Annotated in this window: 23 protein-coding genes; 11 read left to right on the forward strand and 12 right to left on the reverse strand. The window is 71.0% G+C overall.

Annotation, left to right across the window (positions count from 1 at the left end; genetic code table 11):
• The first annotated feature begins 109 nt into the window (after positions 1 to 109).
• Both ACFYRX_RS31965 and ACFYRX_RS31970 read left to right on the forward strand, forming a co-directional pair.
• Positions 110 to 1,087, forward strand: a complete 978-nt coding sequence (locus ACFYRX_RS31965) for a helix-turn-helix transcriptional regulator (RefSeq protein WP_389107185.1) — start codon at positions 110 to 112, stop codon at positions 1,085 to 1,087.
• A 77-nt stretch (positions 1,088 to 1,164) separates the two neighbouring features.
• A complete protein-coding gene (locus tag ACFYRX_RS31970) occupies positions 1,165 to 1,683 on the forward strand; it encodes a DUF4240 domain-containing protein (RefSeq protein ID WP_389107532.1) in 519 nt (172 codons plus the stop codon).
• Between the two features lie 31 nt (positions 1,684 to 1,714).
• Here ACFYRX_RS31970 and ACFYRX_RS31975 read toward each other — a convergent pair whose 3' ends face one another.
• A complete protein-coding gene (locus tag ACFYRX_RS31975; protein WP_389107188.1) occupies positions 1,715 to 1,948 on the reverse strand; it encodes a hypothetical protein in 234 nt (77 codons plus the stop codon).
• A gap of 159 nt (positions 1,949 to 2,107) precedes the next feature.
• Here ACFYRX_RS31975 and ACFYRX_RS31980 point away from each other — a divergent pair, with 159 nt between their 5' ends.
• Positions 2,108 to 3,235 (forward strand): lipid II:glycine glycyltransferase FemX, encoded by a 1,128-nt coding sequence (locus tag ACFYRX_RS31980; protein WP_389107191.1) that lies wholly within the window; start codon positions 2,108 to 2,110, stop codon positions 3,233 to 3,235.
• A 44-nt stretch (positions 3,236 to 3,279) separates the two neighbouring features.
• On the opposite strand, the gene ACFYRX_RS31985 is transcribed toward ACFYRX_RS31980, so the two are convergent.
• A complete protein-coding gene (locus ACFYRX_RS31985; protein WP_389107194.1) occupies positions 3,280 to 4,023 on the reverse strand; it encodes a peptidoglycan recognition protein in 744 nt (247 codons plus the stop codon).
• Positions 4,024 to 4,695: 672 nt separating this feature from the next.
• Here ACFYRX_RS31985 and ACFYRX_RS31990 point away from each other — a divergent pair.
• Positions 4,696 to 5,880, forward strand: coding sequence for a MarP family serine protease (locus tag ACFYRX_RS31990; RefSeq protein WP_389107197.1), 1,185 nt, complete (start codon positions 4,696 to 4,698; stop codon positions 5,878 to 5,880).
• Positions 5,881 to 6,034: 154 nt separating this feature from the next.
• Here ACFYRX_RS31990 and ACFYRX_RS31995 read toward each other — a convergent pair whose 3' ends face one another.
• Positions 6,035 to 6,523 (reverse strand): GNAT family N-acetyltransferase, encoded by a 489-nt coding sequence (locus ACFYRX_RS31995; protein ID WP_389107200.1) that lies wholly within the window; start codon positions 6,521 to 6,523, stop codon positions 6,035 to 6,037.
• A gap of 71 nt (positions 6,524 to 6,594) precedes the next feature.
• Here ACFYRX_RS31995 and ACFYRX_RS32000 point away from each other — a divergent pair, with 71 nt between their 5' ends.
• A complete protein-coding gene (locus ACFYRX_RS32000) occupies positions 6,595 to 7,491 on the forward strand; it encodes a TIGR01777 family oxidoreductase (RefSeq protein ID WP_389107203.1) in 897 nt (298 codons plus the stop codon).
• Positions 7,492 to 7,769: 278 nt separating this feature from the next.
• Complete coding sequence (locus ACFYRX_RS32005; protein ID WP_389107205.1) at positions 7,770 to 9,158, forward strand: NAD(P)/FAD-dependent oxidoreductase; 1,389 nt, start codon at positions 7,770 to 7,772, stop codon at positions 9,156 to 9,158.
• A gap of 100 nt (positions 9,159 to 9,258) precedes the next feature.
• Here the strand turns inward: ACFYRX_RS32005 and ACFYRX_RS32010 are convergent, their stop codons facing one another.
• On the reverse strand, positions 9,259 to 10,695 hold the full coding sequence (locus ACFYRX_RS32010; protein ID WP_389107207.1) for a regulator: 1,437 nt from the start codon (positions 10,693 to 10,695) through the stop codon (positions 9,259 to 9,261).
• Positions 10,696 to 10,941: 246 nt separating this feature from the next.
• On the opposite strand from ACFYRX_RS32010, the gene lipB reads away from it, so the two are divergent.
• The 4 genes from lipB to ACFYRX_RS32030 all read left to right on the forward strand — a co-directional run bounded on the left by lipB (position 10,942) and on the right by ACFYRX_RS32030 (position 14,030).
• The gene (gene lipB, locus ACFYRX_RS32015) at positions 10,942 to 11,742 is read left to right on the forward strand and encodes a lipoyl(octanoyl) transferase LipB (protein WP_389107210.1); all 801 of its coding nucleotides are present in this window, start codon (positions 10,942 to 10,944) and stop codon (positions 11,740 to 11,742) included.
• Positions 11,743 to 11,816: 74 nt separating this feature from the next.
• Positions 11,817 to 12,782: a lipoyl synthase gene (gene lipA, locus ACFYRX_RS32020; RefSeq protein WP_389107212.1), complete on the forward strand. Its 966-nt coding sequence runs from the start codon at positions 11,817 to 11,819 to the stop codon at positions 12,780 to 12,782.
• A 255-nt stretch (positions 12,783 to 13,037) separates the two neighbouring features.
• Positions 13,038 to 13,262: a hypothetical protein gene (locus ACFYRX_RS32025; protein ID WP_389107215.1), complete on the forward strand. Its 225-nt coding sequence runs from the start codon at positions 13,038 to 13,040 to the stop codon at positions 13,260 to 13,262.
• A gap of 66 nt (positions 13,263 to 13,328) precedes the next feature.
• Positions 13,329 to 14,030 carry a DUF4191 domain-containing protein gene (locus ACFYRX_RS32030; protein ID WP_389107216.1) on the forward strand — a complete coding sequence of 234 codons (702 nt, stop codon included), beginning with the start codon at positions 13,329 to 13,331 and terminating at the stop codon, positions 14,028 to 14,030.
• A gap of 72 nt (positions 14,031 to 14,102) precedes the next feature.
• Here the strand turns inward: ACFYRX_RS32030 and ACFYRX_RS32035 are convergent, their stop codons facing one another.
• Positions 14,103 to 14,573, reverse strand: a complete 471-nt coding sequence (locus tag ACFYRX_RS32035) for an RDD family protein (protein ID WP_389107219.1) — start codon at positions 14,571 to 14,573, stop codon at positions 14,103 to 14,105.
• A gap of 200 nt (positions 14,574 to 14,773) precedes the next feature.
• On the opposite strand from ACFYRX_RS32035, the gene glnA reads away from it, so the two are divergent.
• A complete protein-coding gene (gene glnA, locus ACFYRX_RS32040) occupies positions 14,774 to 16,183 on the forward strand; it encodes a type I glutamate--ammonia ligase (RefSeq protein WP_389107222.1) in 1,410 nt (469 codons plus the stop codon).
• Positions 16,184 to 16,331: 148 nt separating this feature from the next.
• On the opposite strand, the gene ACFYRX_RS32045 is transcribed toward glnA, so the two are convergent.
• The 7 genes from ACFYRX_RS32045 to ACFYRX_RS32075 all read right to left on the reverse strand — a co-directional run bounded on the left by ACFYRX_RS32045 (position 16,332) and on the right by ACFYRX_RS32075 (position 24,840).
• Positions 16,332 to 17,597: a tyrosine-type recombinase/integrase gene (locus tag ACFYRX_RS32045; protein WP_389107225.1), complete on the reverse strand. Its 1,266-nt coding sequence runs from the start codon at positions 17,595 to 17,597 to the stop codon at positions 16,332 to 16,334.
• A 75-nt stretch (positions 17,598 to 17,672) separates the two neighbouring features.
• Complete coding sequence (locus ACFYRX_RS32050) at positions 17,673 to 17,912, reverse strand: helix-turn-helix domain-containing protein (protein ID WP_389107228.1); 240 nt, start codon at positions 17,910 to 17,912, stop codon at positions 17,673 to 17,675.
• A 433-nt stretch (positions 17,913 to 18,345) separates the two neighbouring features.
• Positions 18,346 to 19,818, reverse strand: a complete 1,473-nt coding sequence (locus ACFYRX_RS32055) for an ATP-binding protein (RefSeq protein WP_389107230.1) — start codon at positions 19,816 to 19,818, stop codon at positions 18,346 to 18,348.
• A 2-nt stretch (positions 19,819 to 19,820) separates the two neighbouring features.
• Positions 19,821 to 20,660: a DNA primase gene (locus ACFYRX_RS32060; RefSeq protein ID WP_389107233.1), complete on the reverse strand. Its 840-nt coding sequence runs from the start codon at positions 20,658 to 20,660 to the stop codon at positions 19,821 to 19,823.
• On the reverse strand, positions 20,657 to 21,700 hold the full coding sequence (locus tag ACFYRX_RS32065; protein ID WP_389107535.1) for a DNA cytosine methyltransferase: 1,044 nt from the start codon (positions 21,698 to 21,700) through the stop codon (positions 20,657 to 20,659). The genes ACFYRX_RS32060 and ACFYRX_RS32065 overlap by 4 nt, the downstream gene beginning before the upstream one ends.
• 253 nt (positions 21,701 to 21,953) lie before the next feature.
• Complete coding sequence (locus ACFYRX_RS32070) at positions 21,954 to 22,418, reverse strand: hypothetical protein (protein ID WP_389107236.1); 465 nt, start codon at positions 22,416 to 22,418, stop codon at positions 21,954 to 21,956.
• A 238-nt stretch (positions 22,419 to 22,656) separates the two neighbouring features.
• Entirely contained in the window at positions 22,657 to 24,840 is a 2,184-nt protein-coding gene (locus ACFYRX_RS32075) for an FtsK/SpoIIIE domain-containing protein (RefSeq protein ID WP_389107239.1), read from the reverse strand.
• Positions 24,841 to 24,913: the final 73 nt, after the last annotated feature.

The raw sequence follows: 24,913 nt of genomic DNA on the forward strand, positions 1-24,913 counted from the left end.
ATGAAAGCAGGCCGGCTACGGCGGACCTGTCTTTTTGGGGGCGCGGGGAACTGCGCGACCAGCCACATCGGACCCGCACCCGACGACGCACCACCGGCATCATGGCGGCATGCGTGCTGCCCGGCTCATCAAGATGGTGCTCCTTCTCCAGTCCCGGTCCTCCATGACCGCCGCAGAGCTCGCGCGGGAGCTGGAGGTGTCGGAGCGGACCGTGACACGGGACGCGCAGGCGTTGTCGGAGGCGGGTGTCCCGGTGTACGCCGACCGGGGGCGGGCCGGCGGGTACCGGCTGATCGGCGGGTACCGGACCCGGCTGACCGGGCTGGCCCGCGGCGAGGCCGAGGCGCTGTTCCTCTCCGGTGTGCCGGGGGCACTGCGCGAGATGGGCCTGGAGGACGCCGCCTCCGCCGCCCGGCTGAAGGTGTCCGCCGCCCTCCTGCCCTCCCTCGGCGACGCCTCCCGTACGGCCGCCCAGCGGTTCCATCTCGACGCGCCCAACTGGTTCGCCGAGCCCAAGTCGCCTGAGCTGCTGCCCGCCGTCGCGGACGCGGTGTGGGACGACCGGCGGGTCACCGCGCGCTACCGGAGCCGGGCGGCCGAGGTGGAGCGGGAGCTGGAGCCGTACGGGCTCGTGCTCAAGGCCGGGGTCTGGTACCTGTGCGCGCGGATCCCGGGGGACGGCGACTTCCGGGTGTACCGGATCGACCGGTTCACCGCGGTGACCGCGGGCGGGGAGCGGTTCGGGCGGGACGAGGAGTTCGACCTGCCCGGCTTCTGGGAGGAGCGGGCGCAGCAGTTCGCGCGGTCGATCCTGCGCGCCGAGGTCGTCGTACGGCTGTCCGCGGACGGGGCGCGCCGGCTGCCCCACGCCGTCGGTCCCGGCACGGCCCGGGAGGCACTGGCGGCCGCCGCCGGGGCGCCGGACGACGACGGGTGGGTGACGGTGACCCTCCCGGTGGAGTCCGAGGAGGTGGCCCACTCGCAGCTCGCCTCGCTGGGGCCGGAGGCCGAGGTGCTGGCGCCTGAGAGCCTGCGGGCACGGTTCGCGAGTGACGCCGTACGCCTGGCGGGGCTGTACGGGACGTGAAGGTCTCTGTTCGGGACATAACAATCCGCCGCACTCCACGTGCGCCCCACCCCTTCAGGACCGATGCTGGACCCGTGATGGACGAGACGGAGTTCTGGGAGCTGGTGGACGGCACCCGCGAGGCCGCCGAGGGCGACCCCGAGGAGCAGGCCGACCTGCTCGTGGACCGGCTTCTGACCCTGGACCCCGAGATGGTCCTCGACTTCGCCCGTCACTTCGAGGCCCGCTACAACCGCGCGTACACCTGGGATCTCTGGGGCGCCGCCTGGATCCTGCTGGACGGGGCGAGCGACGACGCCTTCGACTTCTTCCGCTGCTGGCTGATCGGCCAGGGGCGCGAGGTGTACGAGGGTGCCGTGCACGACCCCGACTCGCTCGCCGGGTTCCTGGACGACTTCGACGAGGAGATCGACGGCGACGGCGAGGAACTGGGCTACGCGGCCGACGAGGCGTACGAACAGCTCACCGGGACCGTCGCTCCCGACCTCGGTATCCCGCCCGCGGCCCCCGAGCCGCTCGGCACGCCCGTGGACCTGGAGAACGACCAGGTGCTGGCGGAGCGGTATCCCAAGCTGTGGGAGCGGTTCAGGGCCTGAACCCCGGCCGGGCCGCCCCGGATTCCGGTGCTCAGGCTCCCGCCGTCGCCCGGCGCCGGGTCGTGTCCGCGGGGATGTACGCCTGCGCCTGCTCGACCTTCACCGCGTGGTGCATCGGGGCCGCGTTGGCCTGGTCGAGCGCGTTCGCGGTGACGGCCGCCGGGCCCAGGAGCACGGCCGCCACGGCGCAGACGACCGCCCAGGGGCCGCGGGCGCTCCCGGTCCAACTGCCGGTCTTCTCCGTGGTCTCGTGACTGCTGTTCATTTCTTCCCCACCTCCAGTCAGTGCGTGTGCATGACGATAGGGCGGCTGTTTCGGCGTGAACCCTGAGTCGCCTGCGAGGAACCTGTGAGACCTCGGGCTCTTGACCACCGCCGTGACTCCCGGCTTACCGTGGCCGCCCCGAACAGGAGCACCCCGCCCATGACCAGCCCGTACGTGCGCGAGATCACGCGCGAGGACCATCTCGCCCACCTGCGGCTGCATCCCGAAGCGAGCCATCTCCAGATCCCCGAGTGGGCCGACGTGAAGCCCGACTGGCTGGCGGAGAGCGTCGGCTGGTTCGACGCCGAGGCACTGGTCGCGACGGCACTCGTGCTGTACCGGCCGCTGCCGGGCACCCGGCGCTGTCTCGCCTACCTCCCCGACGGACCCGCGATCGACTGGCGCGACCCGCGTCCGGAACGCCTGCTGGACCCTCTGATCGCCCATCTGGAGAAGCGCGGGGCGTTCTCGGTCCGGATCGGGCCGCCGGTCGTCGTCCGCCACTGGGACGCCGACACCGTGACGGCGGGCATCGCCGACCCCGGCGTCCGTCACCTGCGCGAACTGCCGACGGCCGGTGTCGACGGCTTCGCGCTGGACGCCGGGGAACGGCTGCGGCGGCTCGGCTGGCGGCGGTGCGCGGAGAACGAGGACAGCGGCCTCGGTCCCGGCCAGCCCCGTTACGGCTGTCACATACCGCTCACGGGCCGCTCTGTGGACGACTTGCGGGAGGCTCTCGCACCCCACTTCGAGCAGTCCCTGCGCACGGCCGAGTCGGCGGGCGTCCGCGTCTCCTGGGGCACCGCCGCCGACCTGCCCGACTTCTACCGCCTGTACGCCGCGACCGCTGCCCGCGACGGCTTCCGGGCCCGGCCTCCGGAGTACTTCCGGCGCATGTGGGAGGCGCTGAACGCCGAGGACTCCGACCGGCTGCGGCTCTATCTCGCCGAGTACGACGGCGAGGTGCTGTCCGCCGCGCTGATGATCAACGTCGGCTCCCGGGTCTGGCACTCCTACGCCGCGTCCGGCCGTCGGGGACGGGAAGTACGGCCCAGCAGCGCGCTGTTGTGGCGCATGCTGTGCGACGCGCGGGCGGCGGGCGCCGAGACCTACGACCTGCGGTCCGTCACCCCCTCCCTCACCGGGGACCGCCTGCTGGGCCGGCTCAGCTTCAAGACGGGGGCGGGCGGCCGGGTCGTGGAGTACTTCGGGGAGTGGGAACGTCCGGTGGGCATCCAGGGCCGGGTGCTGCAGCGGGCGCTGCGGGTCTATCTCGGGCGCAGGTGAGGGGGCCCGGCGGACCGGTGCGCGGCTCGGGTCTGCTCGGTGCGTCATGTCCTGCCCTGGAGCCGGGCGGCCCGTTCCCTGATCTCCGGCAACCGGGCCCTGAGGGCGGCGCCCGGGCAGCTCGTCATGTAACCGTCGTTGTGGCCTGCGAGGGCGGGCAGCTCGGCGGTGGTACCGGCGGCGTACCGGCTGAGGCTGTTGCTGGAGGTCAGTCGGACGGTGGCGCGGGGGTCCGTTCCGGTCAGGCCGAGTTTCCAGGCGATCAGGGCGGCGATCGCGTCGGTCATCGCCCGCGGGACAGGGGCACCGGCCGTGAAGGTGCCGAGGGCGGCGATGCCCGCCGTGCGGTGGTTGAAGCCCAGGGTGTGGGCGCCGGTGACAGGACGGTCCACGCCGCCGGCACGGCCCTCGTAGATGGTGCCGCAGCGGTCGACGAGGAAGTTGTAGCCGATGTCGTCCCAGTCCCGGGCGCCGGTCTGGCCTGCGGCGAGGTAGCGAATGATGCGGGGCGCGTCGGAACAGTCGTAGTCGTTGGGCGAGTCCGTGTGGTGCACGAAGACCGCGAGCACCTTGTCGTCGTAGTGCGGGACCGGCGGAGTGCGGGCGACGGTGTTCGCCTCGCCCGTGCCGTCCGCCCACACCGACCTCGGCACGATGTGCGGCCTGGCCGCGGTGTGCGCGACGAGCCCGTGCCGGGCCCCCGCGACCGTCCCCGCGGGCCGTGCGGGGGCCGCCCGCTCGACGCCGTCGGCGCACAGCAGAACGAGAGCGGCGGTGAGCGCGGGCACGCAGGCGAACAACAGGAGAACCCGACGAGACACCCGGAACCCCGGTCCCGGCCCCGGCCACGGCCACGGCCACGGCCACGGCCACCGAGCAGCGAGTCTGCGGAAGACGGCGGGCCGGTGGGAGACCGCGGGTCGGGCGGGGCTCGCGGGGTGGGCGGGGCTCGCGGAAGCCGGGAGCTCGGCGCAGGCCGAAACCGGCCGCCCGGCACAAGCCGCGTGCTCATCACACGCCGAAGACCCGGCGCAAGCCGAAACCGGCAGCTCGGCGCAAGCCGCCTGCTCGGCACACGTCGGGAGCTCGGTGCGAACCGAAGCCGGGCGCTCGGCGGAGGCCGGCGGGCCGGGAGGGGGCGTGGGTTCTGCAGGGGGCGCGGAGCGGTGTCGTCGCGTGAGCCTTATGCGGACCGCGTGACGTATTCGCGCCGCGTGGCGTATTCGGGTCGCCCGGCGTCTTCGCATCCCCCGCGGTCTTCGGACACGCATGGTCCCACTCTCGGCCGGATCCCCTCCGTCCGCGATGTGTGCTGTGCCACCCGGTGGAACCATCGTCCTGGTCCGGGACGTTTCCCCAGGTGCACGCACACTTGGCCGGTTCCGCGCGTCACGCGCGCCCGTGACTGATCACTGAGCCCTTCGCCCGCGTACTAAAGGATCTGAGAGAAAGGCGGCCACGTGGACCTGCTCGACATCCTGCTGTTGCTGGTGATCACCGCCTACGCGGCCTCCGGCTACCGGCGCGGCCTCGTGGCCGGCTGCGTCTCGCTCGCCGGCTTCGTGGGCGGCGCGGTCGTGGGCGTGTGGGTGCTGCCGTGGATGATGGACCTGGTGACGCCGGGGAGCACGGCGGCGACGGTGACCGCGGTGCTGACCGTGCTGGTCCCGGCCGCGGTGGGTCACGAGCTGGCGGGCCGGCTGGCGCTCAGGCTGCGCCGGGAGCTGGACCAGGGGCCGCTGCGGGTGGCCGACGGAGTGGGCGGGGCCGCCGCCAACTCGGTGGCGGTGCTGCTCGTGGCGTGGGTCGCCGCGAGTGTCCTGGGCGCGTCCTCGTCCCCGCTGGTCACCACGGCCATCCGGGACTCCGCCCTGCTCGGTGCCGTCCAGGATTCCATGCCGGACACCACTCCCTCCTGGTTCTCCCGGGCCACCTCCGCGCTCACCGAGGCGGGCTTCCCGCAGGTCTTCAACCCGTTCGAGAACGAGTCGACGGCCGAGGTCGCCAAGCCGACCGGCGACAGCGTCACGGCCGCCGCCACGAACGCCGCCAAGCTCAGCACCGTCAAGATCGAGGGCTCCTCGGGCACCCAGGGCCGCGAGGGCAGCGGGTTCGTGTACGCGCCGCGGCACGTGATGACCAACGCCCACGTGGTGGCCGGCATCGACCGGCCGAGCGTGCGGATCGGCGGGGTCGGGCAGCCGTACGAGGCACGGGTGGTGATGTTCGACCCGGACAAGGACGTGGCCGTGCTGTACGTCCCGGATCTGCGGGCGCCGGTCCTGCGCTTCGACAACACCGCCTCGCGGGGCGACTCCGCGGTGGTCGCGGGCTATCCGCAGGACGGCGACCTGAACCTCCAGGCGGCCACGGTGGCCAACCGGGTGAAGGCGAACGGGCAGAACATCTACAGCAATTCCCTGGTCACCCGGGAGATCTACGCGATCCGCTCGACCGTCCGCCCCGGCAACTCGGGCGGCCCGCTGCTGACCACGTCCGGCAAGGTGTTCGGCGTGGTGTTCGCCCGCTCGACCTCCGACGACGAGACGGGCTACGTCCTGACGGCCGACGAGGTCGCCACCGACGCCGAGCGCGCGGCGGACGCCACGTCAGCGGTGGACACGGGCGAACTGGTCACGTCCTAGCGCGGTCGCCTCCCGGATGATGGGGCCACGGTCCCGCATGGCACCCCGGAGGCTCCTGTGCCCGTGTTCTTCCTGATCTCGCTGCTCGTGGCGGGGCTCGCGCTCTGCCTGGTGGTGCGCAGACGCCGTACGACCGCCGCGGCCGACCAGGTGGTCAGAGACGGCGCCCCATGAACACGTCGTCGACGTACTCCCCCGCCAGCAGGAACTCCTCGGGCAGGATTCCCTCGACCGCGAAGCCCTCGGACTCGTAGAGCGCGCGGGCGGGCGCGTTGTGGCCGAGGACCCGCAGGGTGAGGCGTCGGGCGCCGCGACGGCGGGCCTCCTCCGTGATCGCGCGGATCAGGGCCCGGCCGACGCCACGGCCGCGGGCGGCGGAGCTGACGGCGAAGCCCTGGATCTGGCGCACATGGGCGTTGGCGTCGAGCCCGGTCGGCAGGCCGAGGCGGACGTATCCCAGGATGCGGCGGTCGGCCTCGGCGACCATGCAGTCGCCGGGGAGGTGGCGTTCGTCGAAGAACGGCCGGTAGGGCGGCTTCGGTCGGGGCTGGACCGAGTGCAGGGGCGACCATTCGGCCTGGTCGAGGCGGGCCAGTTCCTCGTCGTCGTCGGGCAGGGCGAGGCGTATGGACAGCTGGGACATGAGCGCCACCCTATGACGGAGGTACCGGAGCCAGACATCGCTTTTACGCACCCACCAGGCAGGATGAAATCATGCAACTTTCAAGAATCGCGGTGGCCGGGGCGTCCGGTCTGATCGGCTCGGCCCTGGTGCGGTCCCTGACCGCGGACGGGCACGAGGTGGTGCGGCTGGTGCGCCGGGAGCCCCGGGGCGAGGACGAGGTGCGGTGGGACGCCGAGGCGGGGCGGGTGGACACGGCGGGGCTCGCCGGGTGCGACGCCGTGGTCAACCTCGCCGGCGCGGGTGTCGGTTCACGACGCTGGACCGAGGCGTACAAGACCCGGATCCACGACAGCCGGGTGAACGGCACGAGCGCCCTCGCGAAGGCCGTCGCCTCGCTGGACGAGCCGCCGCGGGTCTTCGTGAACGGCAGCGCGATGGGGTACTACGGCGAGACGGGCGACCGGATCGTGGACGAGGACTCGCCCGCCGGGGAGGGCTTCCTGCCCGAACTGTGCGTGGAGTGGGAGGCGGCGGCGGCGCCCGCCCAACAGGCCGGTGTACGGACCGTGTTCACCCGCACCGGCCTGGTGGTGGGCCGCGGGGGCGGGGCCTGGGGCAGGCTGTTCCCGCTGTTCCAAGCGGGGCTCGGCGGACGGATGGGCGACGGCCGGCAGTACTGGTCGTTCATCGCGCTGCACGACGAGGTGGCCGCGATCCGCCATCTCCTGGAGACCGACGGGCTGTCCGGGCCGTTCAACCTCACCGCGCCGCAGCCCCTGACGAACCGTGAGATCACCGAGGCGATGGGCCGTGTCCTGCACCGGCCGACGCTCTTCACCGTACCCGCGCCGGTACTGCGGACCGTGCTCGGCGAGATGGCCGGGGACGTGCTGGGCAGCGCGCGGGTACGGCCGACGCGGCTGCTGGAGTCGGGGTTCACGTTCGCGTTCCCGGAGATCGACGCGGCGATCCGGGCGGCGGCTTGAGAGCACTGTACGAAAGCGCGACTTGAGTGCGCGACTTAAGTGCGCGGCATGAGAGCCCGGCATGCGAGCGCGGCTTCAGGCCGGCGAAGGCCGCGCGTGGTGCCGTACGACGTCGGCGACCGTCTGTGACGACATGCGACCGGTGTGCGACCGTGCTCTGCTGATGCGCGACTGTTCCTGACCGTTCCCGGCCCTACCCTCAACCCGAACTCGGGTATCCCCGGAGCCTGTTGTGGGCATCACGCCCCCACCGGCCGCGCAACCTCGAGGAGGGGCACGTGCTTGAGCCCGCGTACCAGGCAGACGTCGTGATCGTGGGAGCCGGGGTCGCCGGACTCTCCGCGGCGCATCGGCTGACCAGCGCAGGAGTGACCGTCGCGGTGTTGGAGGCCGCCCCGTGGGCGGGCGGCCGCATGTCGACCGAGAAGGTCGACGGCTTCCGGCTCGACCGGATCGGGCAGCTGCTGTCCACCGCGTATCCCGAACTACGGCTGACACCCGGGCTCGATGGGCTCGTGCTGCGCCCCTTCGCACCCGGGGTCCTGCTGCACTGCGACGGGCGTCACCACCGCGTGGACGCTCCGGCGGGCGCCGGGAGCGCGAGGGGCGCACTGCACGCGGTGCGCGCCCTGGCGAGCGCCCCTCGGGGGGCGGTCGGGGTGCCGGGACCGGCCTCGGCGGCCGGGCTCGTGGTCAGGGGCACCCGTGGGGTCGCGCCGCTCGGTGGCGCGGTCGATCAGGCACGGCTCGGGGCCGCGCTGAGCCGGCTCGCGAACACGCCCGTGGAACGGCTCCTGGCCCGTCCCGAACAGCGCGCAGGACAGGCGCTCGCGGCGCGCGGGCTGCCCGCCCGTACGATCGACGGCTTCCTGCGTCCGCTGCTCGCCGCGCTGCTCTGCGACCCCGCCCTGACGACGTCCAGCCGGTGCGCGGACCTCGCGCTGCGGGCCTTCGCGGCCGGCCGGTTGTGCGTGCCGGAGGGGGGCGCCGAGACGCTTCCGGAGCTGCTCGCGCAGACCTTGCCCGCGGGGACCGTGCACACGGGCGTGCGGGTCACGTCCGTCGCGACGACCGCGGTGACCACGGCCGGACACGGAGAGATCCGGTGCCGGGCGGTGCTGTTGGCGACGGACGCACGGGCCGCGGCGGGGTTGCTGCCGGGGTTGCGGGTGCCGGAGTTCCACCCGGTGACGGTCCTCCACCACACGACGGACGAACCGCCCCGCACGGGCTCCGCGCTGCTGCTCGACGCCGACCGGGGCGGACCCGTCGCGCACACGTCGGTGATCAGCGAGGTCGACCCGAGCCGGGCCCCCGCGGGCCGGGCCCTGATCTCCTCGACGGTCCTGGGCACCCCTCCCCCGGACCTGGAGACGGCCGTGCGCACCCACCTGGCCCGCCTCTACGGCACCGCGACGCACCGCTGGGAGACGTTGGCGGTCCATCACACCGCCGAGGCGGTCCCGGCGATGCGCCCCCCGCACGACCTGCGCCGCCCGGTACGCCTGCTGGCCGGCCTGTACGTCTGCGGCGACCACCGCGACACCAGCACGGTCCAGGGGGCGCTGCATTCGGCACACAGGGCTTCGCAGGCGATCCTGACGGACCTCGGCGCGGCGGGCTCGATGCACCGAGCAGACCCGACCCCAACAGCTCAGGCAGCCTGACGGTTCACCCGCGCCCCTCAGGGGCGCGGGGAACTGCGCGACAAGCCACGACGCAGTCGCGGTCGGCATACAACGGTGCGGAGTCACGACGAGGCGGCCCTCACCCCAGCGCAGCCACCTTGTCCCGATAACTCCGAACCGGCGCCGCATCCTTATAGGGCTCCAACCGCCGTTCGAAGTCCCGCACATACTCCACAGCCCGAACGGACCGCATCTCCGCCGCCTGCCCCGCCGCCTCCGCCGCCAACGCACAGGCCTGGTCCAACTCCCCCAGCCCCAGCCTCGCAGAGGCCAGCACCACCCGGCAGAACAGCCGGCTCCGCGCATACGCCGGCGCCCTCAACTGCAGCGAGCGCTCAGCGTGTTGCGCCGCCGCCCGGAACTGCTGCAGATCCCGGTGGCAGTGGCCGAACTCGTCCGCCAGCTGCGCCTCGTCGAAGAACCGCGCCCAGTGCGGGACCTCGTCGGCCGGACGCGCCGCCTCCAGGGCCCGTTCGGCGCGGACCAGCGACCCCGTGCAGGCCCGCACCTCCCCCAGCACCCCGTGGCCCCGCGCCTCGGCCGAGTGCAGCAGCGCCTGCACGACCGGCGGCGCGTTCGTGCCGACTCCCTGCTGGGCCACCCGCGCCAGCTGAATCGCCTCCCGGCCGTGCCCCAGATACACGGCCTGCCTGCTCATCGTGACCAGCACATACGCCCCGTACGCCCGGTCCCCGGCCGCCTGCGCGAGCCGCAGCGCCTGCACGAAGTACCGCTGCGCGAGACCGTGCGCGGCGATGTCGTACGACGTCCAGCCCGCGAGCCGGGTCAGGTCCGCCGCCGCGGCGAAGAGTCTGCGGCCGGTCGTCTCGCCGTAGGTGCCGCGCAGCATCGGCTCGCACTCGTGCTCCAGGTAGCGCACCAGGGCCTGCCGGGCGTGCCCGCCGCCGTACTGGTCGTCGAGGGTGCGGAAGAGGTCGCCGACCGAGCCGAGCGCGGCGATGTCGCCCCCGGTGACCTTCTGGCCGGGCCCGCGCTCGGCCTGGCCGCGCTGCCGGGGGACCACCGGACGCCCCTGGGCCGGGACCCGGATCGCGGGCTCCCCGCGGGCGACCCTGTCGTCGGGGCGGCCGATCAGCCAGTCGCGGCTCGGGACGACCAGGCCGGCCGGGGTGAAGGCGATCTTGCGCAGTTCGACGTGGCTGCCGGAGTCCTTGCGCCACAGCCCGCTGACGATGTCGACGGCCTCCTCGGGGCCCGCGGCGAACTCCAGCCCCGCGTAGACGGGGGCGCAGGCGTCGAGGCCCATGTCCTGCGCGGAGAGCCGGCGCCCGAGTCTGCGGGTGAAGACCTCGGCGATGAGGGCGGGCGTGGTGCCCCGGGGCTGCTGACCGCGCAGCCACCGGGTCACCGATGTCTTGTCGTATCTGAGATCCAGCCCGTGTTCGAGTCCGAGCTGGTCCACGCGCCGGGCGAGACCCGCGTTGGAGAACCCCGCTTCTGCGATGAGCGCGGCGAGCTGTCGGTTGGGTGTGCGCTGCGCGGGTCGTTCCGTCATCTGCGGTGCGGTCTCCTGCCTTTCGGGCCGTCACGTGGTCACGTGGTGCCCGGATTGCCTGTGAGCAGCCCTTATTGCCCTCTGTGAACGGCGCGAATGTAGCGGAGAGTGAGCAGACGATCGCACACTTCGACGTTCGTTCATCCGATCGTGTGAGGATTGCCCCCGGGGCTGACGCCCGCAGGCCGGACGTACAGTGGCGTAGGCACCTTTCGTGCCTTACGACCTTCTAGGGAGGCGCTTGCCGTGAGTGGGTTGCGGTTCGTCCGCATGGGGTTCGGTGCGGACGCGGTCGAGTACCAGGTGGCGTGGGACGAGCAGCGCCGGGTGCACGCGGCGCGGTTCGAGGACGAGGTCGCCGACACGGTCCTGCTGCTCGAACACCCTCCCGTGTACACGGCGGGCCGGCGCACCGCGGACAGCGAGCGCCCCCTCGACGGCACCCCGGTGATCGACGTGGACCGCGGCGGCAAGATCACCTGGCACGGCCCGGGCCAGCTGGTGGGCTACCCGATCCAGAAGCTGCCGCGCCCGGTGGACGTGGTGGCGCACGTACGACGCCTGGAGGAGGCCATGATCCGCACCTGCGCGGAGTTCGGCCTGGAGACCACCCGGGTCGAGGGCCGCAGCGGCGTGTGGGTGCTCGGCGATCCGGTCGGGACGCGTCCGGCGATCGGCGGGCTCTCCCTGGACCTCGATCCCCGGCTCACGGACGACGAGTTCGACCCGCGGATGAACGGTCCGGAGTACGCCCCCTCCAACGCCGGGCAGCGCCGCGAGGACCGCAAGATCGCGGCGATCGGCATCCGCGTCGCCAAGGGCGTGACGATGCACGGCTTCTCACTGAACGTGAACCCGGACAACAAGTGGTTCGACCGGATCATCCCCTGCGGCATCCGTGACGCGGGCGTCGCCTCCCTGGCCGGCGAGCTCGGCCGGGACGTGACGATCGACGAGGTGCTGCCCGTCGCCGAACGGCACCTGAGGGACGTACTGGAGAACGCGGAGCTCAAGCCGAGGGTGATCGAGAAGACACCGGCAGCCTGAACACCGCCGCAGACTTTCAAATCTACGGGCGTACCCTGAACAACGCCGAAGAATCAAACGCTAGGGAGCCGGTCGTGTCCGCAGTCGCCCCCGACGGACGCAAGATGCTGCGCCTGGAGGTCCGCAACAGCCAGACCCCCATCGAGCGCAAGCCCGAGTGGATCAAGACCCGGGCGAAAATGGGTCCCGAGTACACCGCGATGCAGAAGCTCGTGAAGAGCGAGGGTCTGCACACGGTCTGCCAGGAAGCCGGCTGTCCCAACATCTACGAGTGCTGGGAGGACCGCGAGGCGACCTTCCTCATCGGCGGCGACCAGTGCACCCGGCGCTGCGACTTCTGCCAGATCGACACCGGCAAGCCCGAGGCACTGGACCGCGACGAGCCCCGGCGCGTCGGCGAGTCCGTGGTCACCATGGACCTGAACTACGCCACCATCACCGGCGTCGCACGCGACGATCTGGAGGACGGCGGCGCCTGGCTGTACGCCGAGACGGTCCGCCAGATCCACGAGCAGACCGCGGGCCGCGAGGCCGGCCGCACCAAGGTCGAGCTGCTCGCCCCCGACTTCAACGCGGTGCCGGAGCTGCTCCAGCAGGTCTTCGAGTCCCGCCCCGAGGTCTTCGCGCACAACGTCGAGACGGTGCCCCGGATCTTCAAGCGCATCCGCCCCGGTTTCCGCTACGAGCGCTCCCTGCAGGTCATCACCGAGGCCCGCGACTTCGGCCTGGTGACCAAGTCCAACCTGATCCTCGGCATGGGCGAGACCCGCGAGGAGGTCAGCGAGGCGCTCAAGCAGCTGCACGACGCCGGCTGCGAGCTCGTCACCATCACGCAGTACCTGCGGCCGAGCGTGCGCCACCACCCGGTGGAGCGCTGGGTGAAGCCGCACGAGTTCGTGGAGCTGAAGGACGAGGCCGACCAGATCGGCTTCTCCGGCGTGATGTCCGGGCCGCTGGTCCGGTCCTCCTATCGGGCGGGTCGGCTCTACCAGATGGCCGTCGAAAAGCGGGGGTCGTACGTCGCCTCGCAGGCCGTCTGATGGCACGGAGTGCCACCCTGCACGTGTGAATCCCAGCACAAGCAACTACCGCACGGTAGCGGTTGATTGGCGCGGTTCTGGACGTCCCCGCAGATAGGGGGCCTACAGGGCCGCGTCGGTGTTTTCGGGCAGCGCATCCAGGCTTCATCGGCGTTTGACCGGTCGGTCACGCCCTGGTAACACCATTCAGTGACCCTGTCTGTACACCCCGTGCACCACTCACCAGAGCCGCCATCCCGAGGGGGGACCTCCATCATGCAGGCCGCGCCGGTTCGCGCCACCGCCATCCCGTCGTTCACCGATGCACTCCGTGCCGTCGAGTCGCTGCTCCTGAGCAGCGGTCAGCGCACCGCCCGCCGCAACGCCTGGACGTCCGTCCTGGAGGACCGCCGCCGCGCCAAGGACAGGGTCGAGGCGCAGCACATCCTGGAGCAGACGCTCACCAAGACGCTCACCGACACGTACAGCGCCCGCTCCTGATCCCTCCCCCCAGGAGGGCGGGCACTGCCGTCGTCGGCGCCTCCGGGGCCACGTAGACTTCGGGGCATGGCGAGAAGTGACAGTGCGGCGGATGCCGCGAACCCCGGGCGACTGAAGCAGATCGCCCTGACGTACAAGATGACCCGGAAGGCCGACAAGAAGATCGGCCTGGTTCTCGCGGGCGTCTTCATCCTCATCCTCGGTGTCTTTCTCGCGATCGGTTTCCTGATCGGCCACCCGGTCTATCTCGGCATCCTGGGCGTCCTGCTCGCCTTCCTCGGGACGGCGGTCATCTTCGGGCGCCGGGCCGAGCGAGCGGCGTTCGGGCAGATGGAGGGCCAGCCGGGAGCGGCGGCCGCCGTGCTGGACAACATCGGCCGGGGCTGGACGACAACCCCCGCGGTGGCGATGAACCGCAGCCAGGACGTGGTGCACCGGGCCGTCGGCAAGGCCGGCATCGTGCTGGTCGCCGAGGGCAACCCGAACCGCGTCAAGAGCCTGCTGGCCGCCGAGAAGAAGAAGATGAACCGCATCGTGGCGGACGTGCCGGTGCACGACATCCTCGTCGGCACGGGCGAGGGCAGGGTCGAGCTCAAGAAGGTCCGCACCACGATGCTCAAGCTGCCGCGCGTGCTGACCGGCCCCCAGGTGACCGCCACCAACGACCGGCTGCGGGCGATGGGCGACCTGATGAGCAACATGCCGTTGCCGAAGGGCCCGATGCCCAAGGGCATGAAGCTTCCGAAGGGCGGCGGCAAGGCCCGCTGAGTCTTCCCGTACGACGATGGGGGCGCCCGGATCACTCCGGGCGCCCCCATCGTCGTAACGCGCCGGATGTCGTCAGATCCGCACTTCGACGGTCTTCGCCAGCCGGTCGTGCAGGCCCCTGCCGTCGCGGTCCCAGATCAGGGCCGGGAGGGCGAGGCAGAGCAGGAGCGTGCGCAGCAGGGCGCGCAGGGGGTTGACCCGGCCGGTGTCGAGGGCGACCACACGCAGGCCGAAGAGGCGCTTGCCCGGGGTGAAACCGATGGTGCCGACCGTGAGGACGCCCATCACGAAGAAGACCAGCAGCGCCCAGTTGGAGGTCGCCTGGCCGCTGTAGCTCTGCGTGATCAGGCGGGATGCAATCAGGACGCCCATCGCCCAGTCCACGGCGAGTGCGCCCAGGCGCCGGCCGGGTCGGGCGATCGAACCCGGCCCCTGCTCCGGCAGGCCGAGCTGCTGTCCGCGGTATCCGAAGTCGACACCGGCTTCCTCCGCGGCCGCGCGAGGCCCGGAGAGCCACGATCCGATTGCATCCCTGTTGTCCACGCGTCCACGGTACTGCGCGCGTTTCGGGATACGGACAGGTGGGGCGGGGCCGACGATGTCCGGTTAACTTGTGCGAAACAAATGGGTCACGCCCGAGAAACCACCCGTCCCTAGGGTCGTGGACAGCGTGTGCCACCGCACTGGCCGCACGAACGAACTACCACCCCGGTCCAGGAACGGTCGGGAGTAGGAGGAGCTGGATGTTCCAGAACGCCGACGAGGCCAAGAAGTTCATCGCGGACGAGGACGTCAAGTTCGTCGACGTCCGTTTCTGCGACCTGCCGGGCGTGATGCAGCACTTCACGCTGCCCGTCGAGGCGTTCGACCCGGACGAGGAGCTCGCGTTCGACGGTTCGTCGATCCGCGGCTTCCAGGCCATCCACGAGTCCGACATGGCGCTGCGCGCGGACCTGTCGACCGCCCGGGTCGACTCCTTCCGCCGTGACAAGACGCTGAACATCAACTTCTTCATCCACGACCCGATCACCGGCGAGCAGTACAGCCGTGACCCGCGGAACGTGGCGAAGAAGGCCGAGGCCTACCTCGCCTCCACCGGCATCGCCGACACCGCGTACTTCGGCCCCGAGGCCGAGTTCTACGTGTTCGACAGCGTGCGCTTCGCCACCAGCGCGAACGAGTCCTTCTACCACATCGACTCCGAGGCGGGCGCCTGGAACACCGGTGCGGTCGACAACAACCGCGGCTACAAGGTCCGCTACAAGGGCGGTTACTTCCCGACCCCGCCGGTCGACCACTTCGCCGACCTGCGTGCCGAGATCTCCCTGGAGCTGGCCAAGTCGGGCCTCCAGGTCGAGCGCCAGCACCACGAGGTGGGCACCGCCGGCCAGGCCGAGATCAACTACAAGTTCAACACGCTGCTCGCCGCGGCCGACGACCTCCAGCTCTTCAAGTACATCGTGAAGAACGTGGCCTGGCGCAACGGCAAGACCGCGACCTTCATGCCGAAGCCGATCTTCGGTGACAACGGCTCGGGCATGCACGTCCACCAGTCCCTGTGGACCGGCGGCTCCCCGCTCTTCTACGACGAGGCCGGTTACGCGGGCCTGTCGGACATCGCCCGCTACTACATCGGCGGCATCCTCAAGCACGCCCCGTCGCTGCTGGCCTTCACCAACCCGACGGTGAACTCGTACCACCGACTGGTGCCGGGCTTCGAGGCGCCGATCAACCTGGTGTACTCGCAGCGCAACCGCTCCGCGGCCATGCGTATCCCGATCACGGGCTCCAACCCGAAGGCCAAGCGCGTCGAGTTCCGCGCGCCCGACTCCTCCGGCAACCCGTACCTCGCCTTCTCGGCCCTCCTCCTCGCGGGCCTCGACGGCATCAAGAACAAGATCGAGCCGGCCGAGCCGATCGACAAGGACCTCTACGAGCTGGCTCCCGAGGAGCACGCGAACGTGGCGCAGGTCCCGACCTCCCTCCCGGCCGTCCTCAACTCCCTCGAGGCCGACCACGAGTTCCTCCTCCAGGGCGACGTCTTCACGCCGGACCTGATCGAGACGTGGATCGACTTCAAGCGCACCAACGAGATCGCCCCGCTCCAGCTGCGTCCGCACCCGCACGAGTTCGAGCTGTACTTCGACGTGTGATATCGCCCCAGGTCAGAGCGGGTTTCCGCTCCCCTGGGCCGTGTGTGGGCCGTCGGCCGTGTTCTTCCTCGCCGGAAGGGCACGGCCGACGGGTCGTTTTGGGACTCAGCAGCGCGACCGAAGGTCGAGCGCTACGGCCCGCTACCGCTCAGGTCAGCGCATCGGCTTCGCCGGGGCCGGTGACCGCATCCGGTACGCCGAACGCGACGTCGATGGCCCTACGGGCACGGTCACGACTGTTCGGCATGAGGTGTGTGTACGTCCGGAGCGTGAATCCCGGGTCGGAGTGACCGAGGTACTCGGCCAGGGCCTTGATGTTCTCCCCCGAATCCAGCAGCACCGACGCGTAGTAGTGCCGCAATGCGTGCATGCCGTGCTCACGTGACGGTTTGAACCGCTCCCCCGGCACCCGTTCCGGGATGACGCCGGCAGCAATCAGCGCGGGCTTCCACAGGTACATGTTGAAGTAGTTCCTGTTCAGCGCCTTACGCTCCCGCGAGTAGAACAGCAGCTTCGCTGTGACCGGCGGGCCGTCCGGGGTCTTCCACGGCAGAGTGACGTCGATAGGCGGCCGGTGGGTGACATGCGCGGCCAGCGCATCCGACACCACGTCGGGCAGCGGCACGTCCCGCAGCTTGCCGCCCTTGGGCGGGGCAAACACCATCTGCGGCCCGATCAGCTTGACCTGCCGCATGACGTGCACCGCTCCCCCGACGAAGTCGACCTCGTCGACCGCGAGCCCGAAGATCTCCCCTTGCCGCAAGCCGCATCCGGCACCGAGGTCGACGACCGTCGCGTACTGACTCGGAAGTCCGCCTCGGACCGCGACCACCCGATCCCGTGTCCACGGCTTGAGTGTCCGCCGATCCAGCTTGGGGGCCCGCACGGAACCTGCACGGCAGGGGTTCCGGGTCAGAATTCCGTCGTCCACGGCGGCACCGAACACGGCGGAGACGTTGGCGAAGACGGTCCGCTGATACGACGCTGCCATCCCGGAATCCGCAAGGGCGCGTGCCCACGTACGGATATGGGCGGGCTGGAATGCGCTCAGGGAGCGAGAGCCGATGTAGGGGAAGGCGTGCAGCCGGAACCTCAGCTCCATGTTCACGATGGTGGAAGGGTCCGTGGTCTGGGATGCCAACCACCGAGTGGCGAACTCCCTGAACGTCTCCTTGCCGGCCGACGGGTCGACGTACTGGCCGCGGGTCATGTCAGCCGCGATCTGCGTCAGCCACGCCTCTGCGAGTCGCTTCTGCTTGTCCGGGAAGGACTTGCTGCGTTCGCTCCCATCTGGGGCAACGTAGCGGGCCCGGTAGCGCATGCCCGTCCCGTATCGGTCGGTCTTTGACCTGACCGTCTTGCCATTGAGTGCCGTCTCGGTCTTGTACCAACGGTCTTGGATGTGGCCGGCCATACGGCGGCGGTCCTCTCGACATGCAGCAGGGAGAGCCGCTCGCGGCGGCTCTCCCTGCTGTCTGGGGGTGGTTGGCTACGCAGCGCCCTGGCAGGCGCTCTTGCGCTGAACGACGTAGGCGCGCACGTCGGCGGGGTCGTAGCGGAGGTGCTTACCGATACGGAAGCCGAGGGGGCCGGTGCGCTTCCTGCGCCACTGGTAGACGGTTTCGAGCGGTACACCGAACATCTCGGCGACGTCGTCGGGGGTGAGGTACCGGTCGGGGAGGCCGCCTCGGAGAGAGGCGAGGGGGCCGGGGGCCGTCGGCTTTGCCATATGGACTCCAGGGGGACTTGGCGCGTCTGTCCGAGGTGCGGATTTCTGCGTCACAGCGTCACGTGCGTCATTCAGGCTTCTGACCTGCGGGTTTGGGGTGACGCAGCGGGGTGGGGGTGCGTCACCTGTGACGCAGGCTCTCCGTCGCGCGTGACGCGGGTGACGCGGCGTGACGCAGCGAGCGGCCGTCTGCGTCACGCCTGTATGCGCAGGTCACCAGCTGTTTTCAGGGTGGCCGTGACGCAGGTGACGCAGCGCTTCCTACTTAGGAAAAAAGAGGGGGTGTCTGTGGTGGTGCGGTGCGCCTCAGGACGTGAAGAAGGAGCCCGCTACGCGGCACGTCCTGAGCAGGGCGGCGGCGCCGCCGAACAGCAAGAGGAGCACGCCTGGCCGGTGGTGCTCCTCTTGCTCGTACGGTCGGAAGCGATGCCGGTCAGAACGCCTGCTGCTCGTGCGGAGGCTGGACGGGCGAGCGGGTCAACTCGATGTAGCGGCCCTCCCTGGTGCGGCCCGAGTCGATGAGCACGCCCCGGGCGGCAAGGGTGGGTTGAAGTCGCTTGAGCCGGTCGGAGAGGACTTTGCCTGTGGTCGGCCACCCCTTGGGCAGGGGACGGAAGTCCTCGCCGGCGTAGAGGCGGGTGAGGCAGTGCAGCCACTCCGTGGACGTCATCCGCTGCTCAATGCCCGGCTCGACGTCCGCGGCGTGCCTGAGAACGGTCTGCGCGAGGAGATCGCCCTCAATGACGTCGTCGTTGAGGTCGTCGAGACTGGCCCGGTAGGCGGTGAGCGCCCCGAGGCCGGTCGCCGCGTCGAGCTGCGCGCACAGGTGCGCGAAGTCCGCCATCCGCAGGTCCGTGGGGGTCTCCGTGTCGACCGCGCGGACCTTGACCGTGAGGTCCAGGAGCGATCCCAGCACCACGGGCAAGACTTCCGCGTAGTCCGCCCACAGTTCCGCCTCGGTGCGTCGCACCCGAGGCCGCTCCAAACGCAACGGCAGGAGCCGTTCGGCGAGGTCGGGCCGGATGACGCCCACGTCGATACCGGTCAACAGCAGGGGGCGGCGGTAGCCGACGCGGAACACGTCCCCGTCGGTGAACAGGGCCCGTTTGACGCTTTCGGCGCCGGTGACGATGCAGCACATGGCGTCGGACAGGTCCGGTGTCATGTGGGAGAGGTTGTCCAGGGCGGTGACCCAGCCGGCCGCAACCGCCGCGATCAGGTTCTCCTCATCCTTCGGGGCGCGGCGCAGGTCGCCGCTCATGCCCTCGATGATGCGTACGAGCATCCGCCCTCCGGTGGATTTCCCCGCGCCCTGGGGACCGGTGAGGAACGGTGCGGGGACGGGCACGGACGGTCCGAGGCAGCCGATCAGCCAGGCGATGGCCAGGCATTCGGTTTCCGCGTTGGCGAAGTTGCACAGCCGCATCAGGAGATCGATGCCCTTGCCGTCGGTGTCCTTGGCGGGCAGGGGCAGTTCGCCGGTGAGCTGGGTGCGCCGCCAGCAGACTTCCCGCGGGTCGGGGACGGTGATGTCCCAGCCGGTGGGGTGGATACGGACGGACTGTCCGTCGTTACGCCCGAGGTCCAGCCACGTCGCTCCGTCGTATCCGGGGGCGACGCGGATGTGCACGGGCTGTACGTCCTCGACCAGCGCGAGGGCTTCGATCAAGTCCAACGCCTCCTTGAGCGCGGTCCCGTTGAACACCCCAACCCCGTCCCGGAACAGGCCGACCATGAGTTCCTGGCGGTGGCTGCCGGTGGTGCCCTGGGAGCGGATCGGACGTGCCACGGGGTGGCCGTTCTTCTGCGCGTACACGGTGCCGTCAGCGGTGCGGAAGTACCGGAAATGGGATTGCGCGTAGTCGGTGATGACCTGGCGTGCCGGGTTCTTCTCGTCGTCGGACATGCTCACAGTCCCAACCTGGTCAGGGCGTTGGTCCACGCATCGGTGCAGTGCCTCGCTGACTCGCCCTTGGCCTGCGCGGCGGTGAACAGCCGCGCGACGTGGGTGTCGGTGAGGCAGCCGCACCCGCCGTGGGCGGACAGCACGGCGAGGAACGTGCGATAGACGGTGGCGTGCACGCCGCTGCGAACCTCGGTGATGCGCTGCTCCGCCATGGCGATCCCACGATCCAGATATGTGGGCGTGCGGTGGCGGCACGCCCCCTGTCCGCTCCTGAGAGGCACTGTGGGCGTCTGTGGCGCCCTGCGGGCAGGGGACGGCTCCCTTACCGCCAGTGCGCGTACAGCGTCCGGGAGAGCGGCCATGACCCCGGTGCCGGGACCGAGCCAACGGGCGTATCCCATAAGGGACTTGACGTCGACGCCGGGCCGGACCGCGTTGGCAGACTGCATGACGTCCTGGTAGATCCAGTGCTCACCGCGCGTCGTCTTCACAGTGCGGGTCGCGGGCAGGGTCGCGCGGGCCCAGATGAGGGCTTCTGTGTTGTCGAGGTCGAGGACGGTCAGCCCGGCGCCGCCAGGGTGGTAAGCAACCGCTGCCGCTTCGCGCCACGCCCTCGCCCATTCTCGGGAGCGCAGGATGGCGGGGTCGGTGGTGGCGGCGGCCCAGGCGTGGCACGGACGCGGGCAGGTGCAGGGGCCCGGGGTCTTCATGTTCGGCCGGCCGCCGCACGTGTTCCGGGCGCAGGTGCGGCAGTTGCCGAACGGCACCTTCCCAGCCCGCAGCGGCAGCGGCGGCACGCCGGCCGCTGCGAGGGCGAGGGCTGTACGCAGATGCTCGCTCATGCGGCCGCCTCCACGGTGGATCGGACCGGGATGCCGGTGGCCACGGAGGCGATGTGGGCGGCGAGCAGTGGGGGCACGGCGTTGCCGACCTGCTCGAACTGCTTGGTTCGGGTCCCGTGGAAGGGGTGATCGGCGGGGAACGATTGGAGGATCGCCGCTTCCGCGAGCGTCAGGTTGCGTTCCTCGACGCCGTCTCCCACCCACTTGCAGCGGTTCGCGGTGCTGGTGATGGTGAAGGAGGGTTCGCTCAGCGCGCGCTCGTAGCGTTCGACGTCGCCGGAGGGCAACTTCCAGCCCTGCCCGCTGCGCAGCTTCCAGGAGCGCGCCCGGCCGGTCAGCGCGTTGCTCGGGCCGTCGGCCGAGAACTCGTTGCCACCGGCCGCCCGCCCTCGCCTGTTCGTGGGACGGTCGCCGCGCGTGTTGACGGTGACACCGCACGGCAGACCCAACGCGTCGGCCATGGACACCCAGGGCGCCAGGCGCCCGCCGAACAGATCGATCGCCGGGCTCTTGGCGTGCGTCGGATCGGGCGCGCTCACACGACGGATGCGGGAGGCCAGGAGAATCGCCCGCTTCCGGGTCTGCGGCACGCCGTAGTCGGCAGCGTTGAGGACGCCGACCCACACGCTGTAGCCCCAGCCGCGCAGGATGCCGGCGTACTGCTGGAACAGCGGCAGGACGTCGGGGACTTCCTCCAGGCACGCCCACTCGGGGCGCAGGTCGTACAGCCAGCGCATCGGCTCCGCGGCGAGCAGGGACCGCGCGTCCTTGCATCGGGCGAGGAGGTGGGCGCGGGTGTCGCGGCCGTGGGCGAGGTCGTCGACGGCCTGGTGCACGAGCGCCTGATCGGCGAGCCCGCCGCGCTTGCCGGCGCGGGACCAGGCCTGGCACGGCGGCGACGCGATGAGCCCGGTGACGCGCTCGAAGGGGTCGGTCGGGTAGGCGGCCACGTCGGACTGGATGGTGGCGTGGCCGGCGGCGTGCGCGGTCTTGCACGCCGCCGTGTCCCACTCCAAGCCGATGTCGGTCAGGCCGAGCATGCGCAGGCCCTCGGCCCAGCCACCAGGTCCACGGAACAGTTCGACGATGTCGTCGGGGATCACGCGGCTACCTGCTCCGGTCACCCTCAGGGTCGAGGACGCGTCCACGACCCTGAGGGGCCGGGACACGACCGGTGCTCGCCGGATGTCGGTCGGTTCGGTCATGCTGGATGTCTCCAGTCCTGTTGAGGGTGCTGGGTGACAAGGGCGGCCCCGGTTCTTTGGCGAGATGCGGGGGTCGCCCTTGGCGTCGCTACTGGTTGTTGTTGGTTTTGGCCCATACGCCGGTGGTGCGGGTGTGGATGTTGCGCCGGTCCTGGTAGACGGGGCCCTCGTAGTGGTGGTGGACGTCCGGGGCGGGCTTGGCCCTGGCGACGAGGCGGGCGAGAGCGAGCACGAGGGCGGTGGGGGCGCTGAAGACGAGGCCGCACACGAGCGGGTCGGCGAACTGGGACACGTACATGAGCACCGCGGCCGTGCCACCGACCATGGCGGTGGTGAGGCCCCCGGCGAGCATGAGCGCGCTCGCGTCGGTGGCGCCCTGACTCATCGGCGGCCGTCCGGGCTGGGCGACAGGCGGGGTGGAGCCGTAGGCGGGCGGCGGGGTGTCGTCGCGGTAGGCGGTGGGCCGATAGGCGTCAGCGATGATCCGGGCGGCCTCGGCGGATGCCTGCTCGTCGGTCATCACGACGTCGGACGGGGTGGTCTCGGAGTGCATGCGGGTTCCCTTCCGGGACTCGGCGGAGCGGGCAGGGCACACCCTCGAAAGAGGGCTGTGGAGGGGTTGCGGCGGGGGCCCTTCAGCCCCCTTTACCGGCCTTACCTTGCAGGTCAGGGGCCTCTACCGGCCCCGCTACCGGGGTAAAGAGCCCCCTCTACTCCGGGCCGCTCACCGATGACCGCGAACGGCGGCGCAGAGGGGGTCTCGGTAGGGGCCCGGGTAGAGCCGGGGGGCTTTACCTGCCGGTGCTGAGGAGGATCTCGGCAGGCACGGCGGCCTCGATGTCGCGGCGCTGGTAGCCGGCCCCGTTGGCGCCCGAGATCTTGACCTGCTTGCTGGTGCGCTTGACGCCGGCTGCTTCCAGGTCGGCGGCGAGGCGTTCGGCGTTGAGGTCGCCGTACTCGTCCTCGTCGAGGTTGGCGAGGCCGGCGAGGAGGTCGGTGGTGAACATGCGCGGGGAGTGCCGCATGACCTCCAGGGCGTCGGAGACGATCGCGGTCACGGTCAGGCCGGCCGCATCCGCGGCGGCGGTGACGTCGCCCGCGGCATCCCCGGTGAGCTGTCCGGCAGCCTCGCGCAGGGCGCGGCCCTTGGCGCACAGGGCGGCGAAGCCGGTGCCGTCAAGGTAGTCGGCCCGCACGGTCACGAACGACGCCGGACCGGTCACCAGCACCCCCACACCCCGGTGGTCCTCGGACAGCACGGAAGCGTCGGCGCCCTGGGCGGCCTTGCCCTTACCCAGGACCATGTCGGAGCTGGTGCGGTCGACGACCTGCGTCGAGTAGCGGATGGTGATGATCTCCCGCAGCTTCGGCGGCACCGACTCCGCATCCGGCCGCTGCGAGGCGAAGTTGGACACGAACCCCGCGGCAGGTCCTCGGCGGGCGACGCGGCACAGGTCGTTGATGACCTGCTCGCGGTCCTCGCGCTCCATCGCGGTGAAGTACTCCTGCAGCTCGTCGATGGTGACGAAGATGACCGGCAGGTTGTACTTGACCATGATCTCCGGGGTCAGCTTGCCTTCCGGGCACACGGAGGTGGGAAGGTCCCGCAGCAGCGCGAAACGGCGCTCCATCTCCGCCAGCAGCTCCTGCAACATCGCTTTCAGGGCTTCGATGGCGTCGTCCTCGGCGCCCATGATGAGGCGGTGGGCGACGGCTTTCATGCCCTTCCAGTCGGCGCCGCCCTTGCCGTCGGCGACGTAGTGGCGCACGTAGGCATCGAGCAGACCGGCCGCGGTGAGCAGCCGCTGGGAGAACGTCTTGCCCCGCCGCGGCAGGCCGCCGAAGAACATCGACTGCCACATGACCGGGATCGCCACGCGGTTGCCGCGCGCGTCCTGCCCGAAGGGGACCGCGTCCCAGATGGAGAACTTCTCCACCTTCTCCAGCGGGGAGGGGTTGAGCGGGCCCAGGTAGGGGTCGTCGTCGGCGACCCACATCGAGACGCGGCCGGCGTTGCCGCCCTTGGCCGCGCGGACCCGGGACATGATGACCTGGATCTCATCGACCCCGAGTTCCTGCGCGATCACCTCCCGCTTGGCCAGGACGTCGGAGGCGGTCTTGCCGCCACCGCGCGGCATGTCGAAGATCACGGCCCAGCCGCGACCGTCGCGGACCGGGCCCATGGTGCATGACACCTTCGGAAGGTCGCTTTCGTCCTTGACGCTGCCGCTTTTGAGGAGGCCGGCGGCCCGCAGTGCCTCGTTGAGCTGCTGGGCGGACATGTCCACCCGCAGCGGCGGCGCCGCCTGGTCCAACAGCCGGGTCTCCTTGCCCCGACCGAGGTAGGCGAGGGGGGTGGTGACGGCGCCCGCTATGCCGAGTTGCAGGAGCGGCGGGGCGAGGATGATGCCGATGGCGGCGGCGGTGACCGCCGCGGCGGCGGCCCCGAAACGCCAACGCCGGGACTGCGTGCGGGTGTAGTGGGCCATCTGCAACCGGACCGCCAGCTCGACGTCCTCGGGCCGGGCCTTGACCTGCGCCCGCAGCGCCTTGACCGCCGCCGTGTGGTCCTGTGCCGAGAGCGTCGGCCACAGACCGGCCGCGGCACGGAAGAAGCCGCGGGCGGCCAGCAGGACGGTTTTGACCAGGTACTTGGGGGTGCGCAGGCCGTGATAGCGGGTGTGCCACCAGGTGAGCCGGGCGAACGCCTGCACGTTGGCGACGACCGAGGCACGCGAGCGTGCCCACGCCGGCAGAACGTCGGCGTCCGGGAGGGCGAGCCAGTCGACCAGGGGGTTGTCGGGCCGGTCGACCGCCTCACCGGCCGGCGTCTCGTCCACGTCCGCCGCGGGGGCAGGAGCGGGGGCGGTGGGTGCCTTGGCGAGGTCGACGACCGGGGTCGTGCGGGCGGTGCGATGGTCGTCGAGGTTGTGGACGGTGCCCACGGGGGTGTCGTTGGTGGCGGGTTCAGACATGACGGGATGACTCCGAACTGCCCCGAGCAGGGCGGGAGTTGGAAAAGACAGGAGGATGCAGGGGCGTGGTGGG

This window comes from Streptomyces sp. NPDC005374 (assembly GCF_042872225.1).
GTDB lineage: Bacteria > Actinomycetota > Actinomycetes > Streptomycetales > Streptomycetaceae > Streptomyces.